We start from the raw sequence: 26,357 nt of genomic DNA on the forward strand, positions 1-26,357 counted from the left end.
CACACACAACCCCTGTGGGAGCGGCTTTGGCCGCGAAGCAGGCGACGCGGTGGATGGCACGGGCTTCGCCCGTGTTCGCGGGCTCGCCCGCTCCCACAGTGTTCGCGCCAAATAAGAGAAAGGAGATACCAGCATGCTGTTCCACGTGAAGATGACCGTGAAACTGCCGGTCGACATGGACCCGGCCAAGGCCGCCAAGCTCAAAGCCGACGAAAAGGAACTGGCCCAGCGCCTGCAGCGCGAAGGCATCTGGCGCCACCTGTGGCGCATTGCCGGGCACTACGCCAACTACAGCGTGTTCGATGTACCCAGCGTCGAGGCGCTGCACGACACCCTGATGCAGCTGCCACTGTTCCCGTACATGGACATCGAGGTCAACGGCCTGTGCCGGCACCCCTCGTCGATCCACAGCGACGACCGCTGAGTCGCACCTGTCTACCTGACAAGAACAAGATGAGGTAAGCACGATGACCGTGAAAATTTCCCACACTGCCGATGTTCAGGCGTTCTTCAAGGAAGTGGCCGGCCTGGGCCATGCCGAAGGCAACCCACGCTTCAAGCAGATCGTCCTGCGTGTGCTGCAGGACACTGCGCGGTTGATCGAAGACCTGGAAATCACCGAGGATGAGTTCTGGCATGCCGTCGACTACCTCAACCGCCTGGGTGCCCGTAACGAAGCCGGCCTGCTGGCTGCGGGCCTGGGCATCGAGCACTTCCTCGACCTGCTGCAGGACGCCAAGGACGCCGAGGCCGGGCTGAGCGGCGGTACCCCGCGCACCATCGAAGGCCCGCTGTATGTGGCGGGGGCGCCGCTGGCGCAAGGCGAAGTGCGCATGGACGACGGCAGCGACCCGGGCGTGGTGATGTTCCTCCAGGGCCAGGTGTTCGACGCCGACGGCAAGCCGTTGGCCGGCGCCACTGTCGACCTGTGGCACGCCAACACCCAGGGCACCTATTCATACTTCGACTCGACCCAGTCCGAGTACAACCTGCGCCGGCGCATCATCACCGATGCCGAAGGGCGCTACCGCGCGCGTTCCATCGTGCCGTCGGGGTACGGCTGCGACCCGCAGGGGCCAACCCAGGAGTGCCTGGACCTGCTCGGCCGCCACGGCCAGCGCCCGGCGCACGTGCACTTCTTCATCTCGGCGCCGGGGCACCGCCATTTGACCACGCAGATCAACTTTGCCGGTGACCAGTACCTGTGGGATGACTTTGCCTATGCCACCCGTGACGGGCTGATCGGCGAGCTGCGCTTTGTCGAGGATGCTGCGGCGGCGCGTGATCGCGGCGTACAGGGCGAGCGCTTTGCCGAGCTGGCGTTCGACTTTCACCTGCAGGCGGCCAAGGCGCCGGACGCCGAGGCGCGCAGCCACCGCCCGCGTGCGTTGCAAAACAGCTGATCCCTTACCAATCGATGACGGGTTTTTGCCCGGGCCTTTCCGTGCGGGGAGGGCCCGGGCTTTTTGCTGCCAGGGGCTGGTAATCTAGAATCCGCCTTTTGCCCGAGCCCACCACCATGCTGCCCATCGAACTGCTGGCGACCACCGCCGACCAGGCTCCGCTGATTCGCAACCTCTACCAGTTCTACGCCTACGAGTCCTCCGACTGGGAACAGGAAGACGTGGAAGTGGACGGCCGCTTCTATATCCATGACGAACACCTGCAACGTTACTGGCAGGCCGATGGCTGGGGCGCGTACCTGGTGTTGGCAGATGGCTTCATCGCCGGCTTCGTACTGGTTGAACGCAGCGAGCTGCCGGGTATCGACGCGTTCGAACTGGCCGATCTGTTCATCCTGAAAAAGTACCGCCGCCAGGGCATCGGCCGGGCGGTGGCGTTGCAGCTGCTGGGCGGCGAGGGCGACTGGCTGTTGCGCTGTTACGCACAGGACGCGCCTGCCGTGGCCTTCTGCAAGGCCGTATTGGCCGGGCTATCGCGCCCGGCGCAGGCGATAGCCCTGGATGACGAACCGGCCTTGCTCAATTTCCTGGTGACGGGCGGGCGGCACCGGCGAACGAGCGGTTGAAGCAGGTCATGACGCCGGCATAACGGTTTGCGCGGGCCGCTCCCACAGAGATCGTGCCAGCTTTCAGATATTGAGCAGCGCTCAGCTGTTCCAGTCTGGCGCAAACGCCGGGCTCACCACCCGCTGGTCCTTCGGCAACCCGGCAATCGCCATGCGGTCCTCGTCATCCAGTTGCACGTTCAACGCCGCCAGGTTGGCCAGCTGGTTCTCGCGGCTGCCGGCCTTGGGGATCACCGCCACGCCGTCCTGGTCCAGCAACCACTTCAGCGCCACCTGGCTGGGCAGTACGCCATGTTTGCGGGCAATCGCCTGGATCACCGGCTGCGCCGCCGCCTGCCCACGGGCCAGCGGGGTGTAGGCGGTGAGCAGCAGGTCGTGGCGGCGGGCATAGTCCAGCAGCGGTTGCTGGCCGAGTAGCACGTGGTATTCCACCTGGATCGCCGACAATGGCGCGCCCAGGGTTTCCACCACCTGGCGCAGCAACCCCAGCGGGAAGTTGGCCACGCCGATGCTGCGCGCCTTGCCCTCGTCACGCAGTGCTACCAGGGTTTCGATGCTGCGGGCCAGGTCCCAGTCCTGGCCGGGCCAGTGGATGTAGAACAGGTCGACCTGCTCGGTCCCCAGCGCGCGCAGGCTGTCCTCCAGCGACTGGCGCATGGCCTTGGGCGCCAGGCGATCCCACCACACCTTGGTGGTCAGGTGAATCTGCTCGCGTGGCACGTCGCTGTCGCGCAGGGCCTGGCCGACGGCGGCTTCATTGTCATAGGCAGTGGCGGTGTCGATGTGCCGGTAACCCACTTCAAGCGCCTGGCGCACGGCCTGGGTGCACTCGCTGCCAGTCATTGGCCAGGTGCCCAGGCCGATCGCGGGCAGGTTCAGGCCGTTACGGGTGGTGAGCCTTTGCATGTAAATTCCTTGTAGGGTGTGCAGGGTTCGCACTTGATGGTCGGCGATCAGCACGGCACGGGCCATGCGCGTGGAGCGGAAAGTGGTCGATCAGCGAACAGAAACTGCAGCCGACCTGGACAAGCGGCAATTGAACTTCCTTATGCTTCGGTATCTCTTCTAGAATCCGATCTGATGCATCCGCCAGGCAACGCCTGCGCGGCCTTCCCTGGGCGCCGCATCCAGCCGCGCCGTCATCGAGAGTGCCATGAGTTCCAGCACACCGCTGTCCGGAGTCAACCAACCCCTGCGCGGCATCGCCCTGGTGGTGGTGGCGACGTTCCTGTTCGCCAGTCACGATGCCCTGTCCAAGTTCCTCGGCGGCCTGTACCCGATCATCATGGTGGTGTGGGCGCGGTATGTGGTGCACACGTTGCTGATGGCCAGCATTTTCCTGCCCAAGGCCGGGCTCAACGTGCTGCGCACCCGCCGGCCGTTGTTGCAGACGTTACGTGCCCTGAGCCTGCTGAGTACCAGCCTGCTGTTCACCACCGGTCTGCAGTACCTGCCGCTGGCCGAGGCCACGGCGGTCAACTTCCTCGCCCCGGTGCTGGTCACCGCGCTGTCGGCGCCGCTGCTGAAGGAGCGGGTGACGGTGGGGCAGTGGGTGGCGGTGGTGATGGGCTTCATCGGCGTGCTGGTGGTGGTGCACCCGGGCGGGGCGATGTTTACCCCAGCCATCCTGTATCCGTTCGGTTCGGCGCTGGGCTTCTGCTTCTATCAGTTGCTGACGCGGATCCTGGCTGCGCATGACAGTCCGACCACCAGCAACTTCTATGCGGGGTTGTGCAACACCCTGGCGATGAGTGCGCTGGTGCCGTTCTTCTGGGAGATGCCGCGTTGGGACCATGCGCTGCTGATGCTGGCGCTGGGTGGCTTTGGCATGACTGCGCACCTGCTGCTGACCCAGGCCTTCCGCCATGCGGCACCGGCGTTGCTGGCACCGTTCAGCTATTGCCAGATCGTGTTTGCCGGGTTGCTTGGGTTGGTTGTCTACAGCCAGGTGCCGGATACCCTGAGCCTGGTGGGCATCTCGGTGATCTGCCTGAGCGGGCTGGGGGCGGCGTGGATGCAGCGGGGCAAGTGACAACCTGTAATGGCCTCTTCGCGGGTAAACCCGCTCCCACAGGTCCAGCGCCCTGGCCGAGGGTTGCGATGTGCCTGGGGGAGCGGGTTTACCCGCGAAAGGGCCTTCAAACGCGCCTCTTCAATAGAGCCTGCAACGAATCGTCAAAGTCCCGCAGTGCATCCGCCTGTACCGCACGCTCATCCTCGACCACCCGTGCCACATCGCCCAGGCGCTTGCTAGCCCGCCCTTCAGCCCGGCCGATATAGGTCAGCTGGTCATCGAAAAAACGCGCCACCACCCGGCTTTCGATATCGGCACTGGCCAAACGGCTTTCGGTGTCCAGCAGCACGATCACATCCGGGTGGTCGCCCAGCAGCGTGTCGAGGTCGTCATAGAAAGTCACGTCGGCGAACTGCTGTGCCAGTGACCGCGCCAGCCAGTCATACGCCTGGCTCTCGCTGCTCAAGGTCGCCACCGGGACGCGCTTGCCCTGGGCCTTGGCGGCGGCCTGGGTGCGATGGCTATCGAGGTATTCGAGGGTCGCTGTGGTGTCACGCCCCAGCAGCACCGCCACCCGTTGGCCGGGGGCCAGGGCGACGCTGGAAATGGCCGTGGCCGAATAGAAGTGCCCATAGGGCAGCGTGTCGGTAGCGGCCGGGCTGGCACAACCGCCAAGGGCGGCCAGCAAGGCGAGCAGGGCAGCGATCATGCCGGTTTTCATGGGAGGCCTCATCAATCAGTGAATGCCGCCATCTTCCGCCCGGGCTGGCAGCAGCGGAACTTGATGGCATTCATGGTGGCTATCGATGAGGTCGATGCATCACCGCGTGGCCATGAACTGCAGGATGCGTTCGCGCAGCCAGCGCTCGGCCGGGTCGTTGTCCTGGGCGCCGCTCCAGACCATCGACAGTTCGGCTTCGGTGATCTCGAACGGTGCCGGGTCGGCGCGCAGGCTGCCGTCGTCGGCCAGGGCGCAGGCGGCGTAGTCCGGCACCGTGGCGATCATCTCGGTGTTGCGCAGCAGGGCGCGCAGGCTGCCGAACTGCGGCACCGCCAGCACCACCTTGCGGCAGCGGCCGATGCGCGCCAGGTCAAGGTCGATATTGCCGCTCATGTCGCCGGAGAACGACACCATCACATGCGGGCGGGCGCAGTATTCGTCGAGGGTCAGCGGGCCCGGGCGGTCATCGGCGCGCAGCACCCGCACGCCGATGTCGCGCAGCTTGCGGCGCTTGGCGGTGGCCGGCAGGTCTGTGGTGTAGCTCACGCCCACCGAGATCTCGCCGCTGGCCAGCAGCCCCGGCATCAGCAGGAAGTTGGCCCGGCGCACCACCACGCTGATGTTCGGGGCCTCTTCGCGCAGGGCCTGTAACAGGGCAGGGAACAGGCCGAATTCGGCATCGTCCGACAGGCCCAGGCGGAACACGTTGCAGCTGTTGGCCGGGTCGAACTCACGGGCGCGGCTGATGGCGGTGGAAATCACGTCCATCGCCGGCCCCAGCTCGGCGAAGATCTGCATGGCCCGTGGCGTGGGCTCCATGGCCCGGCCGTTGCGGATCAGCAGCGGGTCGTCGAACAGTTCGCGCAGGCGGGCGAGGGCGGCGCTGACGGTGGGCTGGGTGATGAACAGCTTTTCGCCGACCCGGGTCAGGTTGCGTTCGATCATCAGGGCTTCGAACAGTACCAGCAGGTTCATGTCGACGCGGCGCAGGTCGTTGCGGTTCATGAGGTGGCGGGTTCCGGAGTAGAGGGGGTGGCGGTGTATTGAAGCATGTGGGCAGCCTGATTGCCTTGTATGGATGTGCCGGCCTCCTCGCGGGTAAACCCGCTCCCACAGGATCACCACAGGTCTTGAGGGCTGTACAGTACCTGTGGGAGCGGGTTTACCCGCGAAGAGGCCGCCACAGGAAAGCTGACAGAGCCAGGCTATCACCCCTCAATAGCCACTCTATTAGAAGTCTGCCCAAGCTCGGCTAGTCTTTCCTCGGGCCCCGCGAATTCCGCGAACGGGCGGCATGTCAGCACTTGCGTGCAAGACCCCGCCAACCCCGTCGTGACAGCTTCGCAAGCCCCGTGTAGACCTTATGAGGGGTAGCACGAGCCCACGCGCTCGGCTGAAAGAACACCTGGCACAGACCGGAAATCTGGATAACCGACCCAAAGGTACCCGCAGATGTCGAACGAATCGAAATGCCCGTTCCATCAAACCGCAGGTGGCGGCACCACCAACCGTGACTGGTGGCCTGACCAGCTCAACCTGAGAATTCTTCACCAACATTCCTCCAAGTCCGACCCGATGGACCCGGGTTTCGACTATGCCAAGGCGTTCAAGAGCCTCGACTTCCAGGCCCTGAAGAAAGACCTGACCGCCTTGATGACCGACTCCCAGGACTGGTGGCCCGCCGACTTCGGCCACTACGGCCCGCTGTTCATCCGCATGGCCTGGCACAGCGCCGGGACCTACCGTATCGGCGATGGCCGGGGTGGTGCAGGCTCTGGCCAGCAGCGCTTCGCCCCACTCAACAGCTGGCCGGACAACGTCAGCCTGGACAAGGCCCGGCGCCTGCTGTGGCCGATCAAGCAGAAGTACGGCAACAAGATCTCCTGGGCCGACCTGATCGTGCTCACCGGCAACGTCGCACTCGAATCCATGGGCTTCAAGACCTTCGGCTTTTCCGGCGGGCGTGCCGATGTGTGGGAGCCGGACGAAGATGTGTACTGGGGTTCGGAAAAGGTCTGGCTGGGCGGTGACACCCGCTACGGCAAGGCCCAGCCGCCCGGCCAGGGCGACCTGGTGGCGGAGCCGGCCAAGCGTCCGGAGGAGCAAAGCCGGACCTTGCAGGGCGAGCGCAACCTGGAGAACCCGCTGGCTGCCGTGCAGATGGGCCTGATCTACGTGAACCCGGAAGGCCCGGAAGGTATCCCCGACCCGGTGGCTTCGGGCAAGGATATCCGTGACACCTTCGGCCGCATGGCGATGAACGATGAAGAAACCGTGGCGCTGATCGCTGGCGGCCACGCCTTCGGCAAGACCCACGGTGCCGGCCCTGCCGACAACGTCGGTCCCGAACCGGAAGCCGCAGGCCTGGAACTGCAGGGGCTGGGTTGGGCCAACAAGTTCGGCAGCGGCAAGGGTGGCGATACCATCACCAGTGGCCTGGAAGTGACCTGGACTTCGACCCCCACCCGGTGGAGCAACGAGTACCTCAATAACCTGTTCAACTTCGACTGGGAACTGACCAAGAGCCCGGCCGGTGCCCACCAGTGGCGGCCGAAAGAGGGCAAAGGGGCAGGCACCGTGCCGGATGCCCACGACCCGGCCAAGCGCCATGCGCCATCCATGCTCACGTCCGACCTGGCGCTGCGCTTCGACCCGATCTACGAGCCGATCGCCCGTCGCTTCAAGGACAACCCTGATCAGCTGGCCGACGCGTTCGCCCGTGCCTGGTACAAGCTGATCCACCGCGACATGGGCCCGCTGGCGCGCTACCTGGGCCCGGAAATGCCCAACGAAGAGTTGCTGTGGCAAGACCCGATCCCGAAAGTCGACCACCCGTTGGTGGGCGAGCAGGACATTGCCGCGCTCAAGGCCAAGGTGCTGGCGTCGGGCCTGAGCGTTGGCGAGCTGGTGGCCACTGCCTGGGCGGCGGCGTCGACCTTCCGCGGTTCGGACAAGCGTGGCGGGGCCAACGGTGGTCGCCTGCGCCTGGCGCCGCAGAAGGACTGGCCGGCGAACCAGGGCACGGGCAAGGTGCTGGCGGCCCTGGAGAAGATCCAGGCCGAGTTCAATGCCGGTGGCAAGAAAATCTCCCTGGCCGACCTGATCGTTCTCGCCGGCGCCGCCGCAGTGGAAAAGGCTGCCAAGGACGCCGGGCACGACGTCAGCGTGGCGTTCCGCCCGGGGCGTACCGATGCCTCTCAGGCGCAGACCGACGTCGAGTCGTTCGCCGTGCTGGAGCCGCTGGCCGATGGCTTCCGCAACTTCACCAAGGCCCGCTACAGCGTCAAGGCCGAGAAGCTGCTGCTGGACAAGGCCCAGTTGTTGACCCTCACCGCGCCTGAAATGACCGTGCTGATCGGCGGCCTGCGTGTGCTCGGCGCCAACCATGGCGGCAGCCAGCAGGGCGTGTTCACCGACAAGGTCGGTACCCTGAGCAACGACTTCTTCCGCAACCTGCTGGACATGGGCGTGGAATGGAAGCCGACCTCGGCGGATAACGAAACCTTCGAAGGCCGCGACCGCAAGACCGGGCAGGTGAAGTGGACCGGTAGCCGGGTTGACCTGGTGTTCGGTTCCCATGCCCAGTTGCGGGCGTTGAGCGAGGTGTATGGCAGCGCTGATGGCGCTGGCAAGTTCGTGCGGGACTTTGTGGCAGCCTGGCAGAAGGTAATGGAGCTGGACAGGTTTGATTTGAAGTAGCGGTGTTTTCGGGGGCGCTCTACCCAGGTACAGCGCAGGTTTTGAGTGCATGCTGTACCTGTGGTGGCAGCGCTCATTTACCATGGCGGCTGTTTTTAGCCATTGCCAAGGAAACCTGCCATGAGCGCCCCTCAGTTCCGCACCCCCACAACCGCCGACGCCGAACGTTGCTACGCCATCGAAATCGGTGCCTATGAAGGCGATGAGGCGGCCACGCTGGAGAAGATCCGTACCCGCATCGCGCAGTATCCGCAAGGCTTCCTGGTGTTGGAGAGCGCGGGCGAGATCGTCGGTTTCATCAACAGCGGCTGTGCCCACGACGTGGTGATGTCCGACGAGGCATTCAAGGAGCTGGTCGGGCATGACCCGGCAGCGCCAAACGTGGTGATCATGTCGGTGGTGGTGGACCCGGCGCACCAGGGCAAAGGCTACGCCAAGCGGTTGATGGATGAATTCATCGCCCGCATGAAGGCGGCGGGCAAGCTGACCATTCACCTGATGTGCAAGGAACAGCATGTGGCGTTGTACCAGAAGCTGGGGTATCAGTACGTGAGACCGTCGCCGTCGGACCACGGCGGTATGGCCTGGCATGAAATGGTCATGGTCCTCTGATTTCGCAAGATTGCCTGGCCCTTTGGGCTGCGCTGTCGCGTAGCGAATTGAATTCTGTGTGAGCCGGCTTGCCGGCGATGGGCCGCAAGGCGGCCCGAATGGCTGCTTATTCGCCGCTGACCAACTGGCGGGCCAGCTGGTTGTGACGCTCCAGCACCCGTGGCAGGTCGACCGTGGCCAGCTGGCCGTCCTTCACTACCACACGGCCATTGATGACGCTGGTGTGTACCTGGGTCGGGGTGCAGAACACCAATGCTGCCAGCGGGTCGTGGTGACCACCGGCATAGGCCACGTGGCCGAGGTCGAAGGCAACGAAGTCGGCCACCATGCCTGGGGCCAGGGCGCCGATGTCATTGCGGTTGAGCACCTTCGCGCCGCCGAGCGTTGCAATTTCCAGCGCCTCGCGTGCGGTCATCGCGTCGGGGCCGAAGCCCACCCGTTGCAGCAACAGGGCCTGGCGCACTTCACCGATCATGCTGGCGCCGTCGTTGGATGCCGAACCGTCGACCCCCAGGCCCACCGGGACTCCATGGTCGCGCATCTTGCGCACCGGGGCGATGCCCGAGGCCAGGCGCATGTTCGAGCAGGGGCAGTGGGCGACACCGGTGCCGGTGCGGGCGAACAGCTCGATGCCATGCTGGTCGAGCTGCACGCAGTGGGCGTGCCACACGTCGTGGCCGACCCAGCCGAGGTCTTCGGCATATTCGGCAGGGGTCATGCCGAATTTTTCGCGGCTGTAGGCGATGTCGTTGACGTTCTCGGCCAGGTGGGTGTGCAACGACACCCCATACTGGCGCGCCAGCATGGCTGCTTCGCGCATCAGGTCGCGGCTGACCGAGAACGGCGAGCAGGGCGCCACCACGATGCGGCGCATCGAGCCGTGGCTGGCATCGTGGTAGTCCTCGATCAGGCGCTGGGATTCCTTGAGGATGTCGGCTTCCTTCTCCACCACCGAATCAGGCGGCAGACCACCCTGGCTGCGGCCCACGCTCATGCTGCCGCGTGCGGCGTGGAAGCGCATGCCGATCTCGTCGGCGGCATGGATGCTGTCGTCGAGCTTGCAGCCGTTGGGGTAGATGTACAGGTGGTCGCTGGAGGTGGTGCAGCCGGACAGGATCAGTTCGGCCATGGCGGTCTGGGTCGACACCGCGATCATCTCGGGGGTCAGGCGCGCCCAGATCGGGTACAGGTTGGTCAGCCAGTTGAACAGCTCGCCATCCTGGGCCGCCGGCACCACGCGGGTGAGGCTCTGGTACATGTGGTGGTGGGTGTTGACCAGGCCAGGGATGACCACTTTGCCGGCCATGTCCAGCACCACGTCGGCGTGCTGCGGCAGGGTATCGCTGGGGCCGACCTGACGGATCAGGTTGCCTTCGATGAACATTCCGCCGTTCTTGATCTCGCGGCGTTCGCCGTCCATGGTGACCAGCAGTTCGGCGTTTTTGAGCAGTAACGTTTTTGGAGCATTTGTAGATGACATGGCTTAAGCCTGTCGCAATACGCATCGGCGATTACCGATGTCATAGGCGCAGGGCATTGTAAGCAAGGTATTTGCAGATTGTATACAGGGCTGGTGATCCTGTACTGGCCTCTTCGCGGGTAAACCCGCTCCCACAGCTACTGCACAGCTCATGAATTCTGTGTAGTACCTGTGGGAGCGGGCGTGCCCGCGAAGAGGCCGGTGCAGGTTACCTCAACAGCAGATCACGCCGCCCCGCGGCTGGCGACACCATCCACCAACCGCGCAATCCCCAGCGGGTTGGCACTTTTCAACGCATCCGGCAGCAGCGCATCCGGGTAGTTCTGGAAGCACACCGGGCGCAGGAAGCGGTCGATGGCCAAGGTGCCGACCGAAGTGCCACGGGCATCGGAGGTGGCCGGGTATGGCCCACCATGCACCATCGCGTCGGCTACCTCGACGCCGGTCGGGTAGCCGTTCAGCAGCAGGCGCCCGGCCTTGCGCTCCAGCAGCGGCACCAGCGTGGCAAAGGCGCGCAGGTCGTCTGGCTCGGCAATCAGGGTGGCGGTCAACTGGCCTTGCAGGTGGCGCAGCGCTTCGACCAGTTGCGGGGCATCGGCCACCTCCACCAGTACGGTGGTTGGGCCGAATACTTCTTCCTGCAGCAGCGGGTCGCTGTTCAGCAGCAGGCTCACGTCCGCCTTGAACAGTTGCGGTTGGGCCTGGTTGCCGGTTTGGGGCTGCCCGGCCAGGTGCTGGATGCCCGGGTGCGCCAGCAGGTGCTGCACACCGTTCTGGTAGCTGCGCAGGGTGCCGGCGTTGAGCATGGTCTGCGGCCCCTGGTCGGCCATGCGCGCCACCAGCGTGTGCACGAAGCGTTCGAACTGTGGCGACTTGATGCCCACCACCAGGCCCGGGTTGGTACAGAACTGCCCGCAACCCAGCACTACCGAGGCGGCCAGCTCGCCGGCTACTTGCTCGCCACGGGCTTGCAGGGCCTGGGGCAGGACGATTACCGGGTTGATGCTGCTCATTTCGGCGAACACCGGGATCGGCTGCGGGCGTGCAGCAGCCATGTCGCACAGGGCGCGGCCACCACGCAGCGAACCGGTGAAGCCGACCGCCTGGATGGCCGGGTGCTTGACCAGTGCCTCGCCCACGCCGGCGCCATAGATCATGTTGAACACGCCTGCTGGCATGCCGCTGCCGGCCACCGCGCGGTCAATCGCCGCGGCCACATGGGCGGCGGTCAGCATGTGCCCGCTGTGGGCCTTGAACACCACCGGACAGCCGGCGGCCAGCGCCGAGGCGGTGTCACCGCCGGCGGTGGAGAACGCCAGCGGGAAGTTGCTGGCGCCGAATACGGCCACCGGGCCGACGCCGATGCGATACTGGCGCAGGTCCGGGCGCGGCAGCGGGGTGCGCTCGGGCAGGGCACGGTCGATGCGCGCGCCGAGGAAGTCGCCACGGCGCACCACATTGGCGAACAGGCGCAGCTGGTTGCTGGTACGGGCGCGCTCACCGCGGATGCGTGCTTCGGGCAGCGCGGTTTCGCGCATCACATGCTGGACGAAGTCATCGCCCAGTGCGTCGAGTTCGTTGGCGATGGCGTCGAGGAAGGCGGCGCGCTGTGCCGGGCTGGTGCTGCGGTAGGCCGGGTAAGCGGCCTCGGCGGCCAGCACGGCGGCTTCGACTTCGTCGCCGGTCGCCTGATGGAAGGCGTATGGCAATGGCTCGCCGGTGTGGGCGTCGACGCTGTTCAGCAGCACGTCACCGTTGCCGCTGAGCTGGCCGGCGATGTGGTTCAGGCGATGTTCGATGGACATTTCGTTTCCCGTTGGCAATGACAGTCGTTGGGCTGGGACTGTAGGGGGCGAAATGCGTGCTGAATAATGATTAATGCGGATCAGGTGATAACGGATCGTTATCGCAACGGCCTTCTCCAAAAAGTTTCCATCGTATGCACGGCCCCCTGTGGGAGCGGGTTCACCCGCGAAGCAGGCGACTCGGTGTATGGCACCGGCTTCGCCGGTGTTCGCGGGTAAACCCGCTCCCACAGGGACCGCGCAAATGCTACAGCGCGTGTGTCACTCGGCCATCTGCAACTCCGGCAGCTTCACCCGGAACGCCCGGGTCAGCCCCAGCAGCACCACAAGGCCCATGCCCATCCAGCACAAACCGATGGTGAACGACAGGCTGGTCAGGCTGCTCCACAGCCACAGCGTGCTGAGGAAGCCCAGGCCGGGAATGGCGCCATACAGCAGGTAGTTGCGAGCACCACGCAGCTTGTGGTCGATCAGGTAGTGTTTGACCACGGCCAGGTTCACCGCCGAGAAGGCGAACAGCGCGCCAAAGCTGATCATGTTGGCCACCGTGTCGAGGGTGATCACCAGGGCAATCAGCGACAGCAGGCTGACCAGCAGGATGGCCGTGGCCGGGACGCGCTTTTTCGTCACCAGTTGGCCGAACGCACGGGGCAACGCACCGTCGCGCCCCATGGCAAACAGCACCCGCGACACGCTGGCCTGGGACACCATGGCCGAGGCGAAGCAGCCGGCCACATAGGTGGCGGTGAAGGCGGTCACCAGCAACTCGCCGCCAACCCGGCGCATCACGTCCACCGACGCCGAGTCCGGGTCGGCGAAGCTGCCCCAGTCAGGGAACACCATCTGTGCGCAGTACGACACCACCAGGAACAACATGCCGCCGATCAGCGACACGGCAAGGATCGCCACAGGAATGCGGTAGGTCGGGTTGCTGGTTTCCTCGGCCATGGTCGAGACCGCATCGAAGCCCAGGAACGACAGGCACAGTACGGCGGCGCCGGTCATGATCAACGGCACGCTGAAGCCTTCGTGGTGGAAGGGCGCCAGCAGCGACACCGGCTGCGCCTGGCCGCTGAGGTTGTGGATGGACAGGGCGACGAACACGATGATGAACACCAGTTGCACCACCACCAGGATCCAGTTGACCCGGGTAATCGACTCGATGCCGATCAGGTTGAGGAAGGTGACCAGGGCAATGGAGCCCGCCACCCACACCCAGGCGTGGATGGCCGGGAAGTATTCCGACATGTAGATGCCGATCAGCAGGTAGCTGAGCAGCGGCAGGAAGATGTAGTCGAGCAGCAGGGTCCAGCCGGCGATGAAGCCGATGTGGCTGCCGAAGGCCTTGCGTGTATAGGTGTAGACCGAGCCGGAGTAGGGGTGGGCCTGGACCATGCGTCCGTAGCTGTAGGCGGTCAGCAGCATGGCGGCGAGGGTCAGCAGGTAGGCGGTGGGCAGGTGCCCTTTGGTCATCTGGGTGACCAGTCCGTAGGTGGTGAATACTGCAAGGGGGACCATGTAGGCCAGGCCGAACAGCACCAGGGCGGTCATCCCCATGGACTTGCGGAAACGGCCGTTGCTGGCGGTGGGGTGCGACGGGGCATGCTCGGGGCTATTCGAAGGGCTATGTGCAGGGCTATGGGCTGTACTTGTTGTTGTATGCATTGCTAACTCCTGGAAAGGGATGCAGGACGCCGCGGTATGCGAGCGGGGCTCGATACCGGTGGGTGTTGTGCAAGGAGGTCGAGCGGTTGGCTCGCAGCGCTGGGGCGGGGTGATGCTCCCACACCCCGCAAGTAGCCGGAATCACCCTTTGGGGTGAGCCGGGAGGCGGCTGTACCTGCTCACCCCAAAGGGTGATTTCGGTGTTTGCAGTGCCATGGGAGTATCTGGCCAACAACGCACCGCACTGGCAGCGGAGCCTTTACTTGATACGGCAGGCCCACAGTGACTAATCAATTGCTTTCGCAACAGTGGTTCGAGCACCTGGCCAAGGTCACCGAGGCGATCGGCCGGCCGGGCTTTGCCGCCACCCTGTTTGCTGCACTTGGCGTGATCCGGCCGATACAGGCGACCACGGTGTACCTGTACCCGCACGACGGCATGCCGTGCGCGCTGTTCGAGCAGGACGACAAGGCGCCCTGGCAGCCCGAGGGCAATGTCAGCCGCTACCTGTCCGGCTTCTACCTGCTCGACCCGTTCTACGGTGCCTGTGTGGAGCAGGTCGAGTCCGGTTGCTACGGCCTGTTCGAGGTGGCCCCCGACCATTTCGAGGTCAGCGAGTACTACCAGTCGTTCTATCGGCACTCGCACCTGGAGGATGAGCTCAACTACATCCTGCAGGTCGCACCCGGGCAGAGCCTGGCGGTATCGCTGGCGTTCACTGACAAGCTCGATGGTCAAACCCGCGCGCTGTTCGGGCGTATCACACCCTGGGTGCTGGCGGTGCTCAGCAAGCACTTTGCCGGGCTGGACAGCCGCGCCGGGCGCTTCGAGAACATCCTCGAGCAGCGCATCCACGCGGCCCTGAACAACTTCGGCAGCTCGTTGCTGACCGAGCGTGAATGCCGTATCGCCCAGCTGATCCTGCGTGGCCACTCGACCAAGTCGCTGGCCGAGCGCCTGGGGGTGTCGGAGGACACCATCAAGTCTCACCGCAAGAACGTCTACGCCAAGCTCGACATCGGCACCCAGTCCGAGCTGTTCTCCCTGTTCATCGACGCGCTGGCCAATGCCCAAGGCGTGCTGGGCAAGGACCCGCTGGAAAGCTACATGGGCAAGCTGCGCTGAATGCCAGCAGCCCTGCAACCCACCGCAAAGGAAAACCAACAATGAATGCGCCTTTCGCCCCGCAACGCCAGACCCGCGACTATCAGGCCTCCGATGCCGCGCACCACATCCATGCCTTCCTCGACCAGAAGGCGCTGAACGCCGAAGGGCCGCGGGTGATCGTCGGTGGCGAACGCCTGCACCTGTGGGACAGCGAGGGCAAGCGCTACCTGGACGGCATGTCCGGCCTGTGGTGCACCCAGCTCGGCTACGGCCGCCGCGACCTGACCGCTGCCGCTGCCGCGCAGATGGACCAGCTGGCCTACTACAACATGTTCTTCCACACCACCCACCCGGCGGTGATCGAACTGTCCGAGCTGCTGTTCAGCCTGCTGCCGGGGCACTACAGCCACGCGATCTACACCAACTCCGGCTCCGAGGCCAACGAGGTGCTGATCCGTACCGTGCGCCGCTACTGGCAGGTGGTCGGCCAGCCGAGCAAGAAGGTCATGATCGGCCGCTGGAACGGTTACCACGGCTCGACCCTGGCGGCCACGGCGTTGGGTGGCATGAAGTTCATGCACGAAATGGGCGGGCTGATCCCGGATGTGGCGCACATCGACGAACCTTACTGGTACGCCGAGGGCGGTGAGTTGACCCCGGCCGAGTTCGGCCGCCGCTGCGCCCTGCAACTGGAGGAAAAGATCCTCGAACTGGGTGCCGAGAACGTCGCCGGCTTTATCGCCGAGCCGTTCCAGGGCGCGGGTGGCATGATCTTCCCGCCGGAAAGCTACTGGCCCGAGATCCAGCGCATCTGCCGCCAGTACGACGTGCTGCTGTGTGCCGATGAAGTGATCGGCGGCTTTGGCCGCACTGGCGAATGGTTCGCCCACGAATACTTCGGCTTCGAGCCCGACACCCTGTCGATCGCCAAGGGCCTGACCAGCGGCTACGTGCCCATGGGCGGGCTGGTGCTGAGCAAGCGCATTGCCGAGGCGCTGGTGGAGCGGGGCGGGGTGTTCGCCCACGGCCTGACCTATTCCGGCCACCCGGTGGCGGCGGCGGTGGCCATCGCCAACCTGAAGGCGCTGCGTGACGAAGGTATCGTGCGCCAGGTGAAGGACGACACCGGGCCGTACCTGCAGCGCATCCTGCGCGAGGTGTTCGCCGACCACCCGTTGATCGGCCAGGTGCAGGGCGCCGGGCTGGTGGCGGCGCTGCAGTTTGCCGAGCACAAGCCGACGCGCAAGCGCTTCGCCAACGAGAACGACCTGGCCTGGCAGTGCCGCACCTTCGGTTTCGAGGAAGGGGTGATCATTCGCTCCACCCTGGGCCGGATGATCATGGCGCCGGCGCTGATCGCCAACCACAGCGAGCTGGATGAGCTGGTGGAGAAGACCCGCATTGCCGTGGACCGCACGGCGCGCCTGGTCGGCAAACTCTGAACCGCCGACAAGGGTAACGCATTTCCCTGTGGGAGCGGGCACGCCCGCGAACACCGGCGAAGCCGGTGCCATCCACCGTGTCGCCTGATTCGCGGGCACGCGCTCCCACAGGAACCGCATAGCCCCTATGAAAATTGCTCCAACAGCCACCAGGAGTACAAATGTACACCCTCGAATTCTGGCAACAACGTACCTCGGACCTCTACCTCCCGGCCAATGCACTGATCGACGGCAAACCCGTCAACGCCCAGGACGGCGCCACCTTCGCCGCCATCAACCCCGCCACCAACGGCGTATTGGCCCAGGTCACCGCCTGCGGCCAGGCCGAGGTCGACCTGGCCGTCGCCAGCGCCCGCAAGGCCTTCGAGCATGGCCCGTGGCCGCGCATGACCCCGGGCGAGCGCAAGAAAGTGCTGCTGCGCCTGGCCGAGCTGATCATGGCCCATCGCGAAGAACTGGCCCTGCTGGACTCGCTGAACATGGGCAAGCCGGTCATGGATGCCTACAACATCGACGTGCCAGGCTCGGCGCAGGTGTTCGCCTGGTATGGCGAGGCACTGGACAAGTTGTACGACCAGGTGGCGCCCACCGCGCCCAACGCACTGGCCACCATCACCCGCGAAGCCCTGGGCGTGGTCGCCGCCGTAGTGCCGTGGAACTTCCCGCTCGACATGGCTGCCTGGAAGCTCGCCCCGGCGCTGGCTGCCGGCAACAGCGTGGTGCTCAAGCCCGCCGAGCAATCACCGTTCTCGGCCCTGCGCCTGGCCCAGCTGGCGCTGCAGGCCGGTGTGCCGGAAGGTGTGCTGAACGTGGTGCCGGGCCTGGGCGAGCAGGCCGGGCAGGCGTTGGGCCTGCACCCGGACGTGGATTGCCTGGTGTTCACCGGCTCCACCCAGGTGGGCAAGTACTTCATGCAGTACTCGGCACAGTCGAACCTCAAGCAGGTATGGCTGGAGTGTGGTGGCAAGAGCCCCAACCTGGTGTTCGAAAACTGCCAGGACCTGGACCTGGCTGCGGAAAAGGCGGCATTCGGCATCTTCTTCAACCAGGGCGAGGTGTGCTCGGCCAACTCACGGCTGTACGTGCAACGCTCCATCCATGACGAGTTCATCGAGCGCCTGCAGGCCAAGGCCCGCCAGTGGCTGCCAGGCAACCCGCTGGACCCGGCGAGCCGAGCCGGTGCGATTGTCGATGCCGGGCAGACTGGCCGGATCGAAGCCGCCATCGCCCGTGCCGGGCAGGACGGGGCGCGGTTGGTGTGTGGTGGTCGGCGCCTGACTATCGACGGTTCGGACAATTACATCGAGCCGACCATTTTCGCCGGTGTCGATGGCCGAATGAGCCTGGCGCAGGAGGAGGTGTTCGGGCCGGTGCTGGCGGTCAGCGCCTTCGATAGTGAAGAGCAGGCCGTGCGCCTGGCCAACGACAGTATCTATGGGCTGGCGGCATCGGTGTGGAGCGATGACTTCAACCAGGTGCACCGCGTGGCGCGGGCGTTGAAGGCCGGTACCGTGTCGGTGAACACGGTCGATGCGCTGGACGTCACGGTGCCGTTCGGCGGTGGCAGGCAGTCGGGGTTTGGCCGTGACCTGTCGCTGCATTCGTTCGACAAGTATTCGCAGCTCAAGACCACCTGGTACCAGTTGCGCGCCTGATACATCCGATCTTGTACCGCGTCGCCTGTTTCGCGGGCTTGCCCGCTCCCACAGGTACTGCACTGCCTCAGGTGCTGCGCGGTACCTGTGGGAGCGGGCAAGCCCGCGAAACAGGCGACGCGGTAGCCGGATCATTCATGGCGTTCCGTTAATTTTCTTCGCCAACCCGGCAGAACGCTCGGGCCCGCTCTACACTGCTGCCAAGATGGGGCAGGGCTATGCGCTACCCGGCGTCCCATCTTGCTGCCTGCGAATGGCTTCGGCCTGCATGATCGTCCTGGCTGCCCCGTCAAACCGCCATGCATGGAGTACCTGGAATGGGCTGCGTGTCGAATGGTCGTGCTGCTGGCAACGCCGGACGTGGCATTTCGCTGCAGTGGCTGGTGGCGCTGGCCATCGTGCTGGGCATGCTGCTGCTCGGTGCCGCCTTGGCCTGGCAGGGCTATCGCGGCATTCGCCAGACCCTGGTGGCTGCGGCGGGTGATTCTGCCCAGCAAATTGGCAAGACCATCGACGAGCGCGCCCGGCGCCTGATCGATCCGGTGCACAGCAGCATCCGCCTGCTCGCCCACAACCCGGCCGCGCAAACCCCCGCGCAGCGCCTGGAGCGGCTGCCGCAACTGGTCGAGACGCTAGATGCCAACCGCATGCTCAGCGCTGCCTACATGGGTTACCCCAACGGTGAGTTCCTGCTGGTGCGCCGCTTGCGCGAGCCGCAGTTGCTGCAACGCTTCGCCGCGCCGCCGGGCACGGCGTTCCTGGTGCAGAGCGTCAGCCGTGAGGGCGGTGCGGTGCAGGGTGAGTGGCGCTTCTATGACCGCGCGCTGAACCTGCTGCAGGTCCAGGCCAGACCCAAGTACCGCTACGATCCGCGCACACGCCCGTGGTTTATCGAGGCCAGCGCCCAGCCCACCACCGTGCTGACCCACCCCTATGTGTTCTTCACTACCCGTGAGATCGGCCTGACCATGGCCCAGCGCAGCGTTGACGGTGGGGCGGTGATCGGCATGGACGTTTCGGTCGACGACCTGGCCAGCGAGACCCAGGACCTGCGCATGACCCCCGGCACCGAGATCGTCGTGGTCGACGACCAGGGCAATGTGGTGGGCTACCCGGACCCGCAGCGGATGATCGTGCACGAAGGGCAGGCCGTGCGCCTGTCGCGCATCGACGAACTGGGCATTCCCAGCCTGGAGCACCTTTACGCTGACTTGCCGCAAGGCACCCGGCCGCAGCCTTATCAGGTGGACGGCCAGACCTGGTATGGCATGCGTGTGCAACTGACCAACCTGGCCGGGCAGGACCTGCAGGTGCTGATTGCCGTGCCAGGCCACGAATTGCTGAGCGGCGCGCGCAATGTACTGTTCGAGCAGCTGCTCTGGACCGCAGCGCTGATGGCCGTGCTGCTGGTGCTCGGTGGTGTGCTCGGGCGGCGTATCGGCCGCCCGCTGCGGCTGCTGGCCGAACAGGTGCAAGGTCTGGCCGGCTTTGATTTCAGCCGAGACGTCGGGGTGCGCTCGCGGGTGTCCGAGGTGCGTGAATTGAGCCGCGTATTGCGCCGAATGTCCGGCACCATCCACAGCTTCCAGGCGATTACCCTCACACTCAGCCGCGAGCGCAACCTGGAGCGCATGCTCGACAGTGTGCTGACCCATCTGGTGGAGGCTGCCGGGGTCAATGCCGGCGTGGTGTACCTGTTCGATGCCGAGCACGCCTTGCTGCGCCTGGCCGCTGCCTGCCGCGGCGAGCAGTACCCGGGCGAGCTAGCCGTGGATGAGACGGCCCGGCAGCAGTTGGCTGCGGCGGTGATTCAGACCCTTGGCCTGGACGAGCGCAGCCTGGCCGTGGTGTTGAATGACCGTAGCCAGGCGCTGTTGGGCATCCTGGTTCTGCAACTGGACGATGAATATGCAAACGAGCAGGTGGGCCAACCGTTCCGGCGCTTTGTCGAGGAACTGTCCGGGGCGGCGGCGGTGGCTATCGAGACGCGTCAGCTGGCCGAAGCCCAGCAACACCTGCTGGATGCCATGATCAAGCTGCTGGCCGACGCCATCGATGCCAAGAGCCCCTATACCGGCGGCCACTGCGAGCGGGTGCCACAACTGGCGCAGATGCTGCTGGACCAGGCGGTGGCGGCCGAAACCGGCCCGTACGCCAGCTTCAGCATGAGTGCGGCTGAACGCTACGAGTTCCGCGTGGCGGCCTGGCTACACGATTGTGGCAAGGTCACCAGCCCCGAGTATGTGGTGGACAAGGCGACCAAGCTGGAAACCTTGTACAACCGTATCCACGAGGTACGCATGCGCTTCGAAGTGCTGTGGCGCGATGCCGAGCTGGCCTATTGGCAAGGCCTGGCCAGCGGTGCCGACCCGCAGGCGCTGCAAGCCACCCTGGCGCGCAGCCAGGCTCGGTTGCAGGACGACTTTGCCTTCGTGGCCCAGGCCAACATCGGCGGCGAGTTCATGCAGGACGCCGACATCGAGCGCCTGCGGCAGATTGGCCAGCAACGCTGGCAGCGCCACTTCGACAACCGCCTGGGCATTTCCCGCAACGAGGCGGAGCGTTTTGCCGACCTGCCAGCGCCTGCGCTGCCGGTTGACGAACCACTGCTGGCGGACCGGCCTGAGCATTGCGTGCCCTGGGGCCCCCGCAAGCCACCGGTGGCCAAGGACGACCCACGCAACCGCTGGGGCTTCGACATGCGCCTGCCGGCCTACGCCAGCAATTACGGCGAGCTGTACAACCTGGCGATCCGTCGCGGCACGCTGAATGATGAGGAGCGCTTCAAGATCAACGAACACATCGTGCAGACCATCATCATGCTCAGTTCCTTGCCGTTCCCGCGCCAGCTCAAGCGGGTTCCGGACATCGCCGGCAACCACCACGAGAAAATGGACGGCAGCGGCTACCCGCGCCGGCTGGGCGAGCAGGACCTGGGCATTGCCGAACGGGTGATGGCGATTGCCGACATCTTCGAGGCGCTGACCGCGGCCGACCGGCCTTACAAGGCGCCGAAGACTTTGTCCGAGTCGGTGAAGATCCTGGTGGGCATGGCCCGCGACGGGCACATCGACGGGCAGCTGCTGCAGCTGTTTCTCAGCAGCGGGGTGTATCGCCAGTATGCCGAGCGGTTCCTGCGTGCCGAGCAGATCGACGAGGTGGATGTGGCCTACTGGTTGGAACAGATGCGTTGCCCGGCCTGAACGAAAAATCAGATTTAGCCCCTTCCTTGTAGGCCGTTTCCGGCCTCTTCGCGGGTGAACCCGCTCCTACAGGTTCATCACAAGCTTCAAGACTTGCACAGTACCTGTGGGAGCGGGCTTGCCGCGCGGGCGGCGCGCGGTCCTACAGGCGCTGCATTCCTTTCGGCATACAGGACCAATCACTCATACTCCCGCACCCCGGCAATATGCCGCCCGGCCACATAGCCAAAGGTCAGCGCCGGGCCCAGGTTGATGCCACCCGACGGGTACCAGCCGCCAAACACGCTGGCCATGTCGGTACCCGCCGCATACAGGCCAGCAATCGGCTGCCCGGCCTCATCCAGCACCCGGGCACTGCCGTCGGTGCGCAACCCGGCAAAGGTGCCAAAGCAACCGGGCTGTACCTTCACCGCATAGAACGGCCCATGCTCGATGGGCGCCACACAAGGGTTGGGCCCTTTGTGCTGCGGGTCGCCCTGCTTGCGGTTGAACGGTGTGGAGCCACGGCCAAACGCCGGGTCCTGGCCGTTGCGGGCATGGCTGTTGAAGTCGCTGATCGTGGCGCGCAACCCTACTGGGTCGATGCCGCAGGCCAAGGCCAGCTGTTCCAGGGTGGCGCCTTGCTTGAGATAGCCGCTGCGCACGTGCGGCCACACCGGCAGCGGCGCCGGGCGGGCATGGCCCAGGCCATAGCGACGCAGGAAACGATGGTCGCAGATCAGCCACGAGCACACCTCTTCATTCTGTGGCACCGCTGCGATCATGGCTGACACATAGTCGTAGTAGCCGTGTGCTTCGTTGACGAAACGCTTGCCGTTGGCCAATACACCGATGATGCCCGGTTTGCCGCGTTCGATGATGTGCGGAAAGTGGCCAACACTGCCGTCGCGGTGCGGCACTTGCGAAACCGGCGCCCAGGCCACCGGTGACTTCAGGTCGGTGGCGACCACGCCGCCGGCCGATTCGCCCAGGCGCAGGCCGTCGCCCGAACAGCCCTTGGGGGGCAGGGCCAGGTTGTCATGGCCGCTGGCATCACGCGGGAACAGTTGCCGGCGCCGGGCGTTGTCGTTGGGGAAGCCACCCGCCGCGAGCACCACGGCCTTGGCACGGATCAGTTGCTCGCCCTGCGGCGTTGCTACCAGTGCCCCACGTACCTGGCCATTGTCGAGCAGCAGGCGTTTGGCCGGCGCCGATTCCTGCAGGCGCACGCCCAGGTCCTGGGCCGATTTGGCCAGGCGGGCCACCAGCGCCACACCGTTGACCAGGTGCATCGCCCGGCCATACCGGGCCAGGTGGTACAAGTGGCGGCCAAAGCGTTTGCACACATGCAGCAGGGCCGCGGGCGAACGGGTCATGTTGAGGAAGGCGGCAAGGTCGGCACCGGCCATGATCGGCATACCCATGAACGAAGTTTCGCGCAGGGTCTTGCGCAGGCGTGGCAACAGTGCGCCGACCTCACGGGCATCATAGGGGGCGGCGATCACCTGATGCCCGCCCTCGGCAGCGCCCGGTGTGTCGCCATGCATGTCGGGAATGCCGTTGCCGTCGGCAAACTGCAGCGCCGTGTGCTTTTCGAAAAACGCCACCATGTGCGGGCACGCTTCGAGAAAGGCGTCGACGCGTTCGGCGTTGTAATAGGCCCCCAGTTCATTGCGCAGGTAGCTGCGCGGCTGGTCGATGTCTTCCTCGATGCCGGCCCGGCGTGCCAGCGGATTGCGCGGCACCCAGGCCCAACCGCCGGACCAGGCGGTGGCACCGCCGAACACTGGCTCCTTCTCCACCACGATCACCTTCTGCCCATGCCAGGCAGCCGTCACCGCAGCAGCCAGCCCGGCGGCACCAGAGCCTATGACCAGTACATCGCATTCGGTTTCGAAGGGAGCGGAAGGCATTGCGGGATTCCTGTATTGTTATTGGAACAAGGTTCCATATTCTTATTGGCAGCGAATCGTCCCGCAAGGGTGTGGCGACCACGCCGGGCAAGTAATGGGCGATAACCGGACAGTTCGCGAAGCTGAGGCTGCGGCGTCTATCGGCGATGTGGAATCATCTTCTAGAATTCGCAAAAAATTTTCAGGGACCTGTGTCATGGCTGGTAGTCAGATCGAACGCGCCTTCAGTCTTGTAGAAAGCCTTACCGGCGAGCCACAGGGGCTGCCGTTGCAAACCCTGGCCGAGCGCCTGGACATCCCCAAAAGCGCCGCCCATCGCATGCTCACCGAGCTGGTGCGGCTGGGCTATGTGCGGCAGAACCGTGACAACAACCGCTACCAGCTGTCGGCCAAGCTGGTGGCGCTGGGCTTTCGTTACCTGGCCAGCAGCGGTGCCGACATCATCCAGCCGATACTCGACCGCCTGGCCCAGGACAGCGGCGAACTGGTGCGCCTTGGCGTAATCGACGGTACCCGCCAGACCTGGATCGCCAAGTCCCAGGGCGCTCGCTCCGGTTTGCGCTACGACCCGGACATGGGCCGCGACGCACCGCTGTTCTATACCGCGTCCGGGCATGCCTGGCTGGCCAGCCTGGACGATGAGCAGGCGCTGCAGATGGTGTTGCGCCAGGGCATTGCCGACCCGGCGCAGTTCGGCCCGAATGCGCCACGCTCCACCGACGAGCTGCTCACTTACCTGCACCGCGCCCGCGAGCGCGGCTATGCCTGGGTCGAGGAAACCTCGGCCATTGGCACCTCGGCCTTGGCTGCGGTGGTGCGCCGCCCGCAAAGTGACGAGGTGATCGGTGTACTGAGCATCGCCGGGCCCAGTGCCCGCCTGGCGCAAACCCGTCTGGCAGAGCTGGCGCCGCTGTTGCTGGCGGCGGCAGAAGAGCTGTCGGCGGCCAGTCGGGCCAGCGAGCTGTTCGCCTGACGGTGCATTTCCGGTCGATTACCGCACAGTCTGTTCTGCCGGTTCTTCTGAAAAGCTGAACATGGTTCTAAATTGTCGAGTGTGGATTGTGGAACCTCGTTTCAGAATTCATATGACAACAATGACAAGAGGACAGGCTGTTGAACGCACCCCTTCGTATTGCCTTGATCGGCGCCGGCAACATGGGCCGCCAGCATTACCAGCATCTGCTCAATGTGCCGCAGGCCCAGTTGTGCGCCGTGGCCGACCCGGGCCCGCAGGCCGAGGCCTTCGCGGCCGAATGCGGCGTGCCCTGTTTTGCCGACCACCGCCAGATGCTGGAGCACGTGCGCCCCGAGGCAGTGATCGTCGCCAACCCGAACAACCTGCATGTCGCCACCGCCCTGGATTGCGTCGAGGCTGGCGTACCGGTGCTGGTCGAAAAACCGGTGGGCGTGCATCTGGATGAAGTCCGCGCGCTGGTGGAGGCCTCGCGACGCCGGGGGGTACCTGTGCTGGTTGGCCACCACCGTCGGCACAACCCGCTTATCGCCAAGGCCCACCAGGTGATTGCCGACGGCAAGCTGGGCCGGCTGATCAACGTCACCGCGCTCTGGCAGTTGCAAAAGCCCGACAGCTATTTCGAAACCCCCTGGCGCCGCGAGCCGGGCGCTGGCTTCTTGCTGACCAACCTGATCCATGACCTCGACCTGCTGCGCCACCTGTGCGGCGAAGTGGTGCAGGTGCAGGCGTTCACCCGCAACGATGTGCGCGGTTTTGCCAACGAAGACAGCGCAGCGGTGCTACTGCAATTCGCCAATGGTGCATTGGGCAGCCTGACTGGCTCCGACGCGGTGGCCGCACCGTGGAGCTGGGAGCTGGATTCCGGCGAAAGCCCGGTGTACCCACGCCAGGATGGCCAGCCGTGCTACCTGCTGGCCGGCACCCAAGGGGCGCTGAGCATTCCGCAACTCAAGCGCTGGCACTATGCCGAGGCCGGATCGGGCTGGCACACGCCGTTGTTGCAGAGCGAGGAAAGCATCCCTGTCGGCGAAGCATTGACCTTGCAGCTGCAACACTTCGTGCGGGTTGCCCGGGGTGAGCAGGCGCCGCTGATCGATGCCGCCGACGGTGGTCGTACCCTGGCGCTGATCGAGGCGATCCGCAAGGCAGCGGAAACTGGCCGGGCCTGTGCGCCCGAGCACATTGCTTAACGTGTTTGGTGACGATAATGACTGATCGAATTTTCTCCCTGGCAGCCCTGACGGTGCTCGAGCTGTCCCCGCCGGACATGGTCGAGGCAGCAGCCCGCGCCGGTTACAGCCATGTAGGCCTGCGCCTGGTGCCCGCCACCGAGCAGGAACAGCATTTCCCGCTGGTGGCCGATGCCGGCCTGCGCCGACAAACCCAGGCGCGCCTGCGCGACACCGGTATCAAGGTGCTCGACCTGGAAATCCTGCGGCTGAAGCCGGAAACCTGCGTGGCCGATTTCGAGCCGATTCTGGCGGTGGGTGCCGAGTTGGGCGGCACGGAGCTGCTGGTGGCTGGCAACGACCCGGATGAAGCGCGGCTGACCGAGCGCTTTGCCGCGTTGTGTGACCTGGCGATAGGGTTTGGCATTTATCCGCATCTGGAGTTCATGCCCTGGACCGAGGTGCGTGACCTGCGCCAGGCCATGCGGGTGGTGGCCAACGCCGACCGCGCCAATGGCTGTGTGCTGGTGGATGCCTTCCACTTCAACCGCTCCGGCGCCTCACTGGACGACCTGGCGCAACTGGCGCCGCAGCGCATGCGCTATGCCCAGTTGTGCGACGTTGCTGGCCCGGTACCGGCCGACATGGACGAGATCCTGCGCCAGGCGCGCAATGAACGGCGCTTCCCGGGCGAGGGCGATGCCGACCTGGTCGGCTTGCTGCGCGGCTTGCCGCCAAGTGTGCCGTTGAGCCTGGAGATCCCCACGCGGCAGTTGCTGGAGCAGGGCATAAGTGGCGAACAGCGTGCGCGCATGGCGTTGGAGAAGGCCATGGCAGTGCTGGCCAGAGTCTGATTGATAGAACGCGGCGCATGGCACGGGCTATCGC

General features: G+C 65.2%; 20 protein-coding genes. 13 read left to right on the forward strand and 7 right to left on the reverse strand.

Annotated elements, in window-relative coordinates:
- The first annotated feature begins 133 nt into the window (after positions 1 to 133).
- From catC to MKK04_RS10235, 3 genes are all read left to right on the forward strand, one after another.
- Positions 134 to 424, forward strand: coding sequence for a muconolactone Delta-isomerase (gene catC / locus MKK04_RS10225; protein ID WP_207830558.1), 291 nt, complete (start codon positions 134 to 136; stop codon positions 422 to 424).
- Positions 425 to 467: 43 nt separating this feature from the next.
- On the forward strand, positions 468 to 1,403 hold the full coding sequence (gene catA, locus MKK04_RS10230; protein WP_087501315.1) for a catechol 1,2-dioxygenase: 936 nt from the start codon (positions 468 to 470) through the stop codon (positions 1,401 to 1,403).
- A gap of 116 nt (positions 1,404 to 1,519) precedes the next feature.
- Positions 1,520 to 2,029 carry a GNAT family N-acetyltransferase gene (locus tag MKK04_RS10235; RefSeq protein WP_233687695.1) on the forward strand — a complete coding sequence of 170 codons (510 nt, stop codon included), beginning with the start codon at positions 1,520 to 1,522 and terminating at the stop codon, positions 2,027 to 2,029.
- 81 nt (positions 2,030 to 2,110) lie between these two features.
- On the opposite strand, the gene MKK04_RS10240 is transcribed toward MKK04_RS10235, so the two are convergent.
- Entirely contained in the window at positions 2,111 to 2,935 is an 825-nt protein-coding gene (locus tag MKK04_RS10240) for an aldo/keto reductase (protein WP_063914964.1), read from the reverse strand.
- Between the two features lie 247 nt (positions 2,936 to 3,182).
- Between MKK04_RS10240 and MKK04_RS10245 the strand changes: the two genes are divergently transcribed.
- A complete protein-coding gene (locus MKK04_RS10245) occupies positions 3,183 to 4,061 on the forward strand; it encodes a DMT family transporter (protein ID WP_063914965.1) in 879 nt (292 codons plus the stop codon).
- 106 nt (positions 4,062 to 4,167) lie between these two features.
- On the opposite strand, the gene MKK04_RS10250 is transcribed toward MKK04_RS10245, so the two are convergent.
- Positions 4,168 to 4,764: an ATPase gene (locus tag MKK04_RS10250; protein ID WP_241106538.1), complete on the reverse strand. Its 597-nt coding sequence runs from the start codon at positions 4,762 to 4,764 to the stop codon at positions 4,168 to 4,170.
- Positions 4,765 to 4,863: 99 nt separating this feature from the next.
- Positions 4,864 to 5,769, reverse strand: coding sequence for a LysR family transcriptional regulator (locus MKK04_RS10255; RefSeq protein WP_207830548.1), 906 nt, complete (start codon positions 5,767 to 5,769; stop codon positions 4,864 to 4,866).
- A gap of 447 nt (positions 5,770 to 6,216) precedes the next feature.
- Here MKK04_RS10255 and katG point away from each other — a divergent pair, with 447 nt between their 5' ends.
- Positions 6,217 to 8,463 (forward strand): catalase/peroxidase HPI, encoded by a 2,247-nt coding sequence (gene katG, locus MKK04_RS10260; protein WP_241106539.1) that lies wholly within the window; start codon positions 6,217 to 6,219, stop codon positions 8,461 to 8,463.
- Between the two features lie 120 nt (positions 8,464 to 8,583).
- Positions 8,584 to 9,075, forward strand: a complete 492-nt coding sequence (locus MKK04_RS10265; RefSeq protein ID WP_207830542.1) for a GNAT family N-acetyltransferase — start codon at positions 8,584 to 8,586, stop codon at positions 9,073 to 9,075.
- A gap of 106 nt (positions 9,076 to 9,181) precedes the next feature.
- On the opposite strand, the gene MKK04_RS10270 is transcribed toward MKK04_RS10265, so the two are convergent.
- From MKK04_RS10270 to MKK04_RS10280, 3 genes are all read right to left on the reverse strand, one after another.
- A complete protein-coding gene (locus tag MKK04_RS10270) occupies positions 9,182 to 10,555 on the reverse strand; it encodes an 8-oxoguanine deaminase (RefSeq protein ID WP_207830539.1) in 1,374 nt (457 codons plus the stop codon).
- 224 nt (positions 10,556 to 10,779) lie between these two features.
- Positions 10,780 to 12,360: an aldehyde dehydrogenase (NADP(+)) gene (locus MKK04_RS10275; RefSeq protein WP_241106540.1), complete on the reverse strand. Its 1,581-nt coding sequence runs from the start codon at positions 12,358 to 12,360 to the stop codon at positions 10,780 to 10,782.
- A 261-nt stretch (positions 12,361 to 12,621) separates the two neighbouring features.
- The gene (locus MKK04_RS10280; RefSeq protein ID WP_207830533.1) at positions 12,622 to 14,025 is read right to left on the reverse strand and encodes an APC family permease; all 1,404 of its coding nucleotides are present in this window, start codon (positions 14,023 to 14,025) and stop codon (positions 12,622 to 12,624) included.
- Between the two features lie 282 nt (positions 14,026 to 14,307).
- On the opposite strand from MKK04_RS10280, the gene MKK04_RS10285 reads away from it, so the two are divergent.
- The 4 genes from MKK04_RS10285 (at position 14,308) to MKK04_RS10300 (ending at position 21,432) form a co-directional block, all read left to right on the forward strand.
- Complete coding sequence (locus MKK04_RS10285; protein WP_207830531.1) at positions 14,308 to 15,150, forward strand: helix-turn-helix transcriptional regulator; 843 nt, start codon at positions 14,308 to 14,310, stop codon at positions 15,148 to 15,150.
- A 41-nt stretch (positions 15,151 to 15,191) separates the two neighbouring features.
- The gene (locus tag MKK04_RS10290; protein ID WP_207830529.1) at positions 15,192 to 16,574 is read left to right on the forward strand and encodes an aspartate aminotransferase family protein; all 1,383 of its coding nucleotides are present in this window, start codon (positions 15,192 to 15,194) and stop codon (positions 16,572 to 16,574) included.
- Positions 16,575 to 16,735: 161 nt separating this feature from the next.
- Positions 16,736 to 18,229 (forward strand): aldehyde dehydrogenase, encoded by a 1,494-nt coding sequence (locus MKK04_RS10295; RefSeq protein WP_241106541.1) that lies wholly within the window; start codon positions 16,736 to 16,738, stop codon positions 18,227 to 18,229.
- Positions 18,230 to 18,546: 317 nt separating this feature from the next.
- Positions 18,547 to 21,432, forward strand: coding sequence for an HD domain-containing phosphohydrolase (locus tag MKK04_RS10300; RefSeq protein ID WP_207830525.1), 2,886 nt, complete (start codon positions 18,547 to 18,549; stop codon positions 21,430 to 21,432).
- A gap of 179 nt (positions 21,433 to 21,611) precedes the next feature.
- Here the strand turns inward: MKK04_RS10300 and MKK04_RS10305 are convergent, their stop codons facing one another.
- Positions 21,612 to 23,324, reverse strand: a complete 1,713-nt coding sequence (locus tag MKK04_RS10305; protein WP_207830523.1) for an FAD-dependent oxidoreductase — start codon at positions 23,322 to 23,324, stop codon at positions 21,612 to 21,614.
- A gap of 196 nt (positions 23,325 to 23,520) precedes the next feature.
- Here MKK04_RS10305 and MKK04_RS10310 point away from each other — a divergent pair, with 196 nt between their 5' ends.
- The 3 genes from MKK04_RS10310 (at position 23,521) to MKK04_RS10320 (ending at position 26,323) form a co-directional block, all read left to right on the forward strand.
- Positions 23,521 to 24,297 (forward strand): IclR family transcriptional regulator, encoded by a 777-nt coding sequence (locus MKK04_RS10310; protein WP_063914978.1) that lies wholly within the window; start codon positions 23,521 to 23,523, stop codon positions 24,295 to 24,297.
- Positions 24,298 to 24,437: 140 nt separating this feature from the next.
- A complete protein-coding gene (locus tag MKK04_RS10315; protein ID WP_207830520.1) occupies positions 24,438 to 25,490 on the forward strand; it encodes a Gfo/Idh/MocA family protein in 1,053 nt (350 codons plus the stop codon).
- Positions 25,491 to 25,507: 17 nt separating this feature from the next.
- Positions 25,508 to 26,323 carry a sugar phosphate isomerase/epimerase family protein gene (locus MKK04_RS10320; RefSeq protein ID WP_207830518.1) on the forward strand — a complete coding sequence of 272 codons (816 nt, stop codon included), beginning with the start codon at positions 25,508 to 25,510 and terminating at the stop codon, positions 26,321 to 26,323.
- Positions 26,324 to 26,357: the final 34 nt, after the last annotated feature.

This window comes from Pseudomonas sp. LS.1a (genome assembly GCF_022533585.1).
Classification (GTDB): Bacteria; Pseudomonadota; Gammaproteobacteria; order Pseudomonadales; family Pseudomonadaceae; genus Aquipseudomonas.

What these genes read in the sequence shown, in the direction of transcription:
- MKK04_RS10290 (WP_207830529.1), top strand. Translation starts at nt 15,192, where the DNA reads ATGAATGCGCCTTTCGCCCCGCAACGCCAGACCCGCGACTATCAGGCC.
- MKK04_RS10320 (WP_207830518.1), top strand. Translation starts at nt 25,508, where the DNA reads ATGACTGATCGAATTTTCTCCCTGGCAGCCCTGACGGTGCTCGAGCTG.
- MKK04_RS10255 (WP_207830548.1), bottom strand. Translation starts at nt 5,769, where the DNA reads ATGAACCGCAACGACCTGCGCCGCGTCGACATGAACCTGCTGGTACTG.
- MKK04_RS10300 (WP_207830525.1), top strand. Translation starts at nt 18,547, where the DNA reads ATGGGCTGCGTGTCGAATGGTCGTGCTGCTGGCAACGCCGGACGTGGC.
- MKK04_RS10275 (WP_241106540.1), bottom strand. Translation starts at nt 12,360, where the DNA reads ATGTCCATCGAACATCGCCTGAACCACATCGCCGGCCAGCTCAGCGGC.
- MKK04_RS10310 (WP_063914978.1), top strand. Translation starts at nt 23,521, where the DNA reads ATGGCTGGTAGTCAGATCGAACGCGCCTTCAGTCTTGTAGAAAGCCTT.
- MKK04_RS10270 (WP_207830539.1), bottom strand. Translation starts at nt 10,555, where the DNA reads ATGTCATCTACAAATGCTCCAAAAACGTTACTGCTCAAAAACGCCGAA.
- catC (WP_207830558.1), top strand. Translation starts at nt 134, where the DNA reads ATGCTGTTCCACGTGAAGATGACCGTGAAACTGCCGGTCGACATGGAC.
- MKK04_RS10265 (WP_207830542.1), top strand. Translation starts at nt 8,584, where the DNA reads ATGAGCGCCCCTCAGTTCCGCACCCCCACAACCGCCGACGCCGAACGT.
- MKK04_RS10280 (WP_207830533.1), bottom strand. Translation starts at nt 14,025, where the DNA reads ATGCATACAACAACAAGTACAGCCCATAGCCCTGCACATAGCCCTTCG.
- MKK04_RS10305 (WP_207830523.1), bottom strand. Translation starts at nt 23,324, where the DNA reads ATGCCTTCCGCTCCCTTCGAAACCGAATGCGATGTACTGGTCATAGGC.
- catA (WP_087501315.1), top strand. Translation starts at nt 468, where the DNA reads ATGACCGTGAAAATTTCCCACACTGCCGATGTTCAGGCGTTCTTCAAG.
- MKK04_RS10250 (WP_241106538.1), bottom strand. Translation starts at nt 4,764, where the DNA reads ATGAAAACCGGCATGATCGCTGCCCTGCTCGCCTTGCTGGCCGCCCTT.
- katG (WP_241106539.1), top strand. Translation starts at nt 6,217, where the DNA reads ATGTCGAACGAATCGAAATGCCCGTTCCATCAAACCGCAGGTGGCGGC.
- MKK04_RS10245 (WP_063914965.1), top strand. Translation starts at nt 3,183, where the DNA reads ATGAGTTCCAGCACACCGCTGTCCGGAGTCAACCAACCCCTGCGCGGC.
- MKK04_RS10240 (WP_063914964.1), bottom strand. Translation starts at nt 2,935, where the DNA reads ATGCAAAGGCTCACCACCCGTAACGGCCTGAACCTGCCCGCGATCGGC.
- MKK04_RS10235 (WP_233687695.1), top strand. Translation starts at nt 1,520, where the DNA reads ATGCTGCCCATCGAACTGCTGGCGACCACCGCCGACCAGGCTCCGCTG.
- MKK04_RS10295 (WP_241106541.1), top strand. Translation starts at nt 16,736, where the DNA reads ATGTACACCCTCGAATTCTGGCAACAACGTACCTCGGACCTCTACCTC.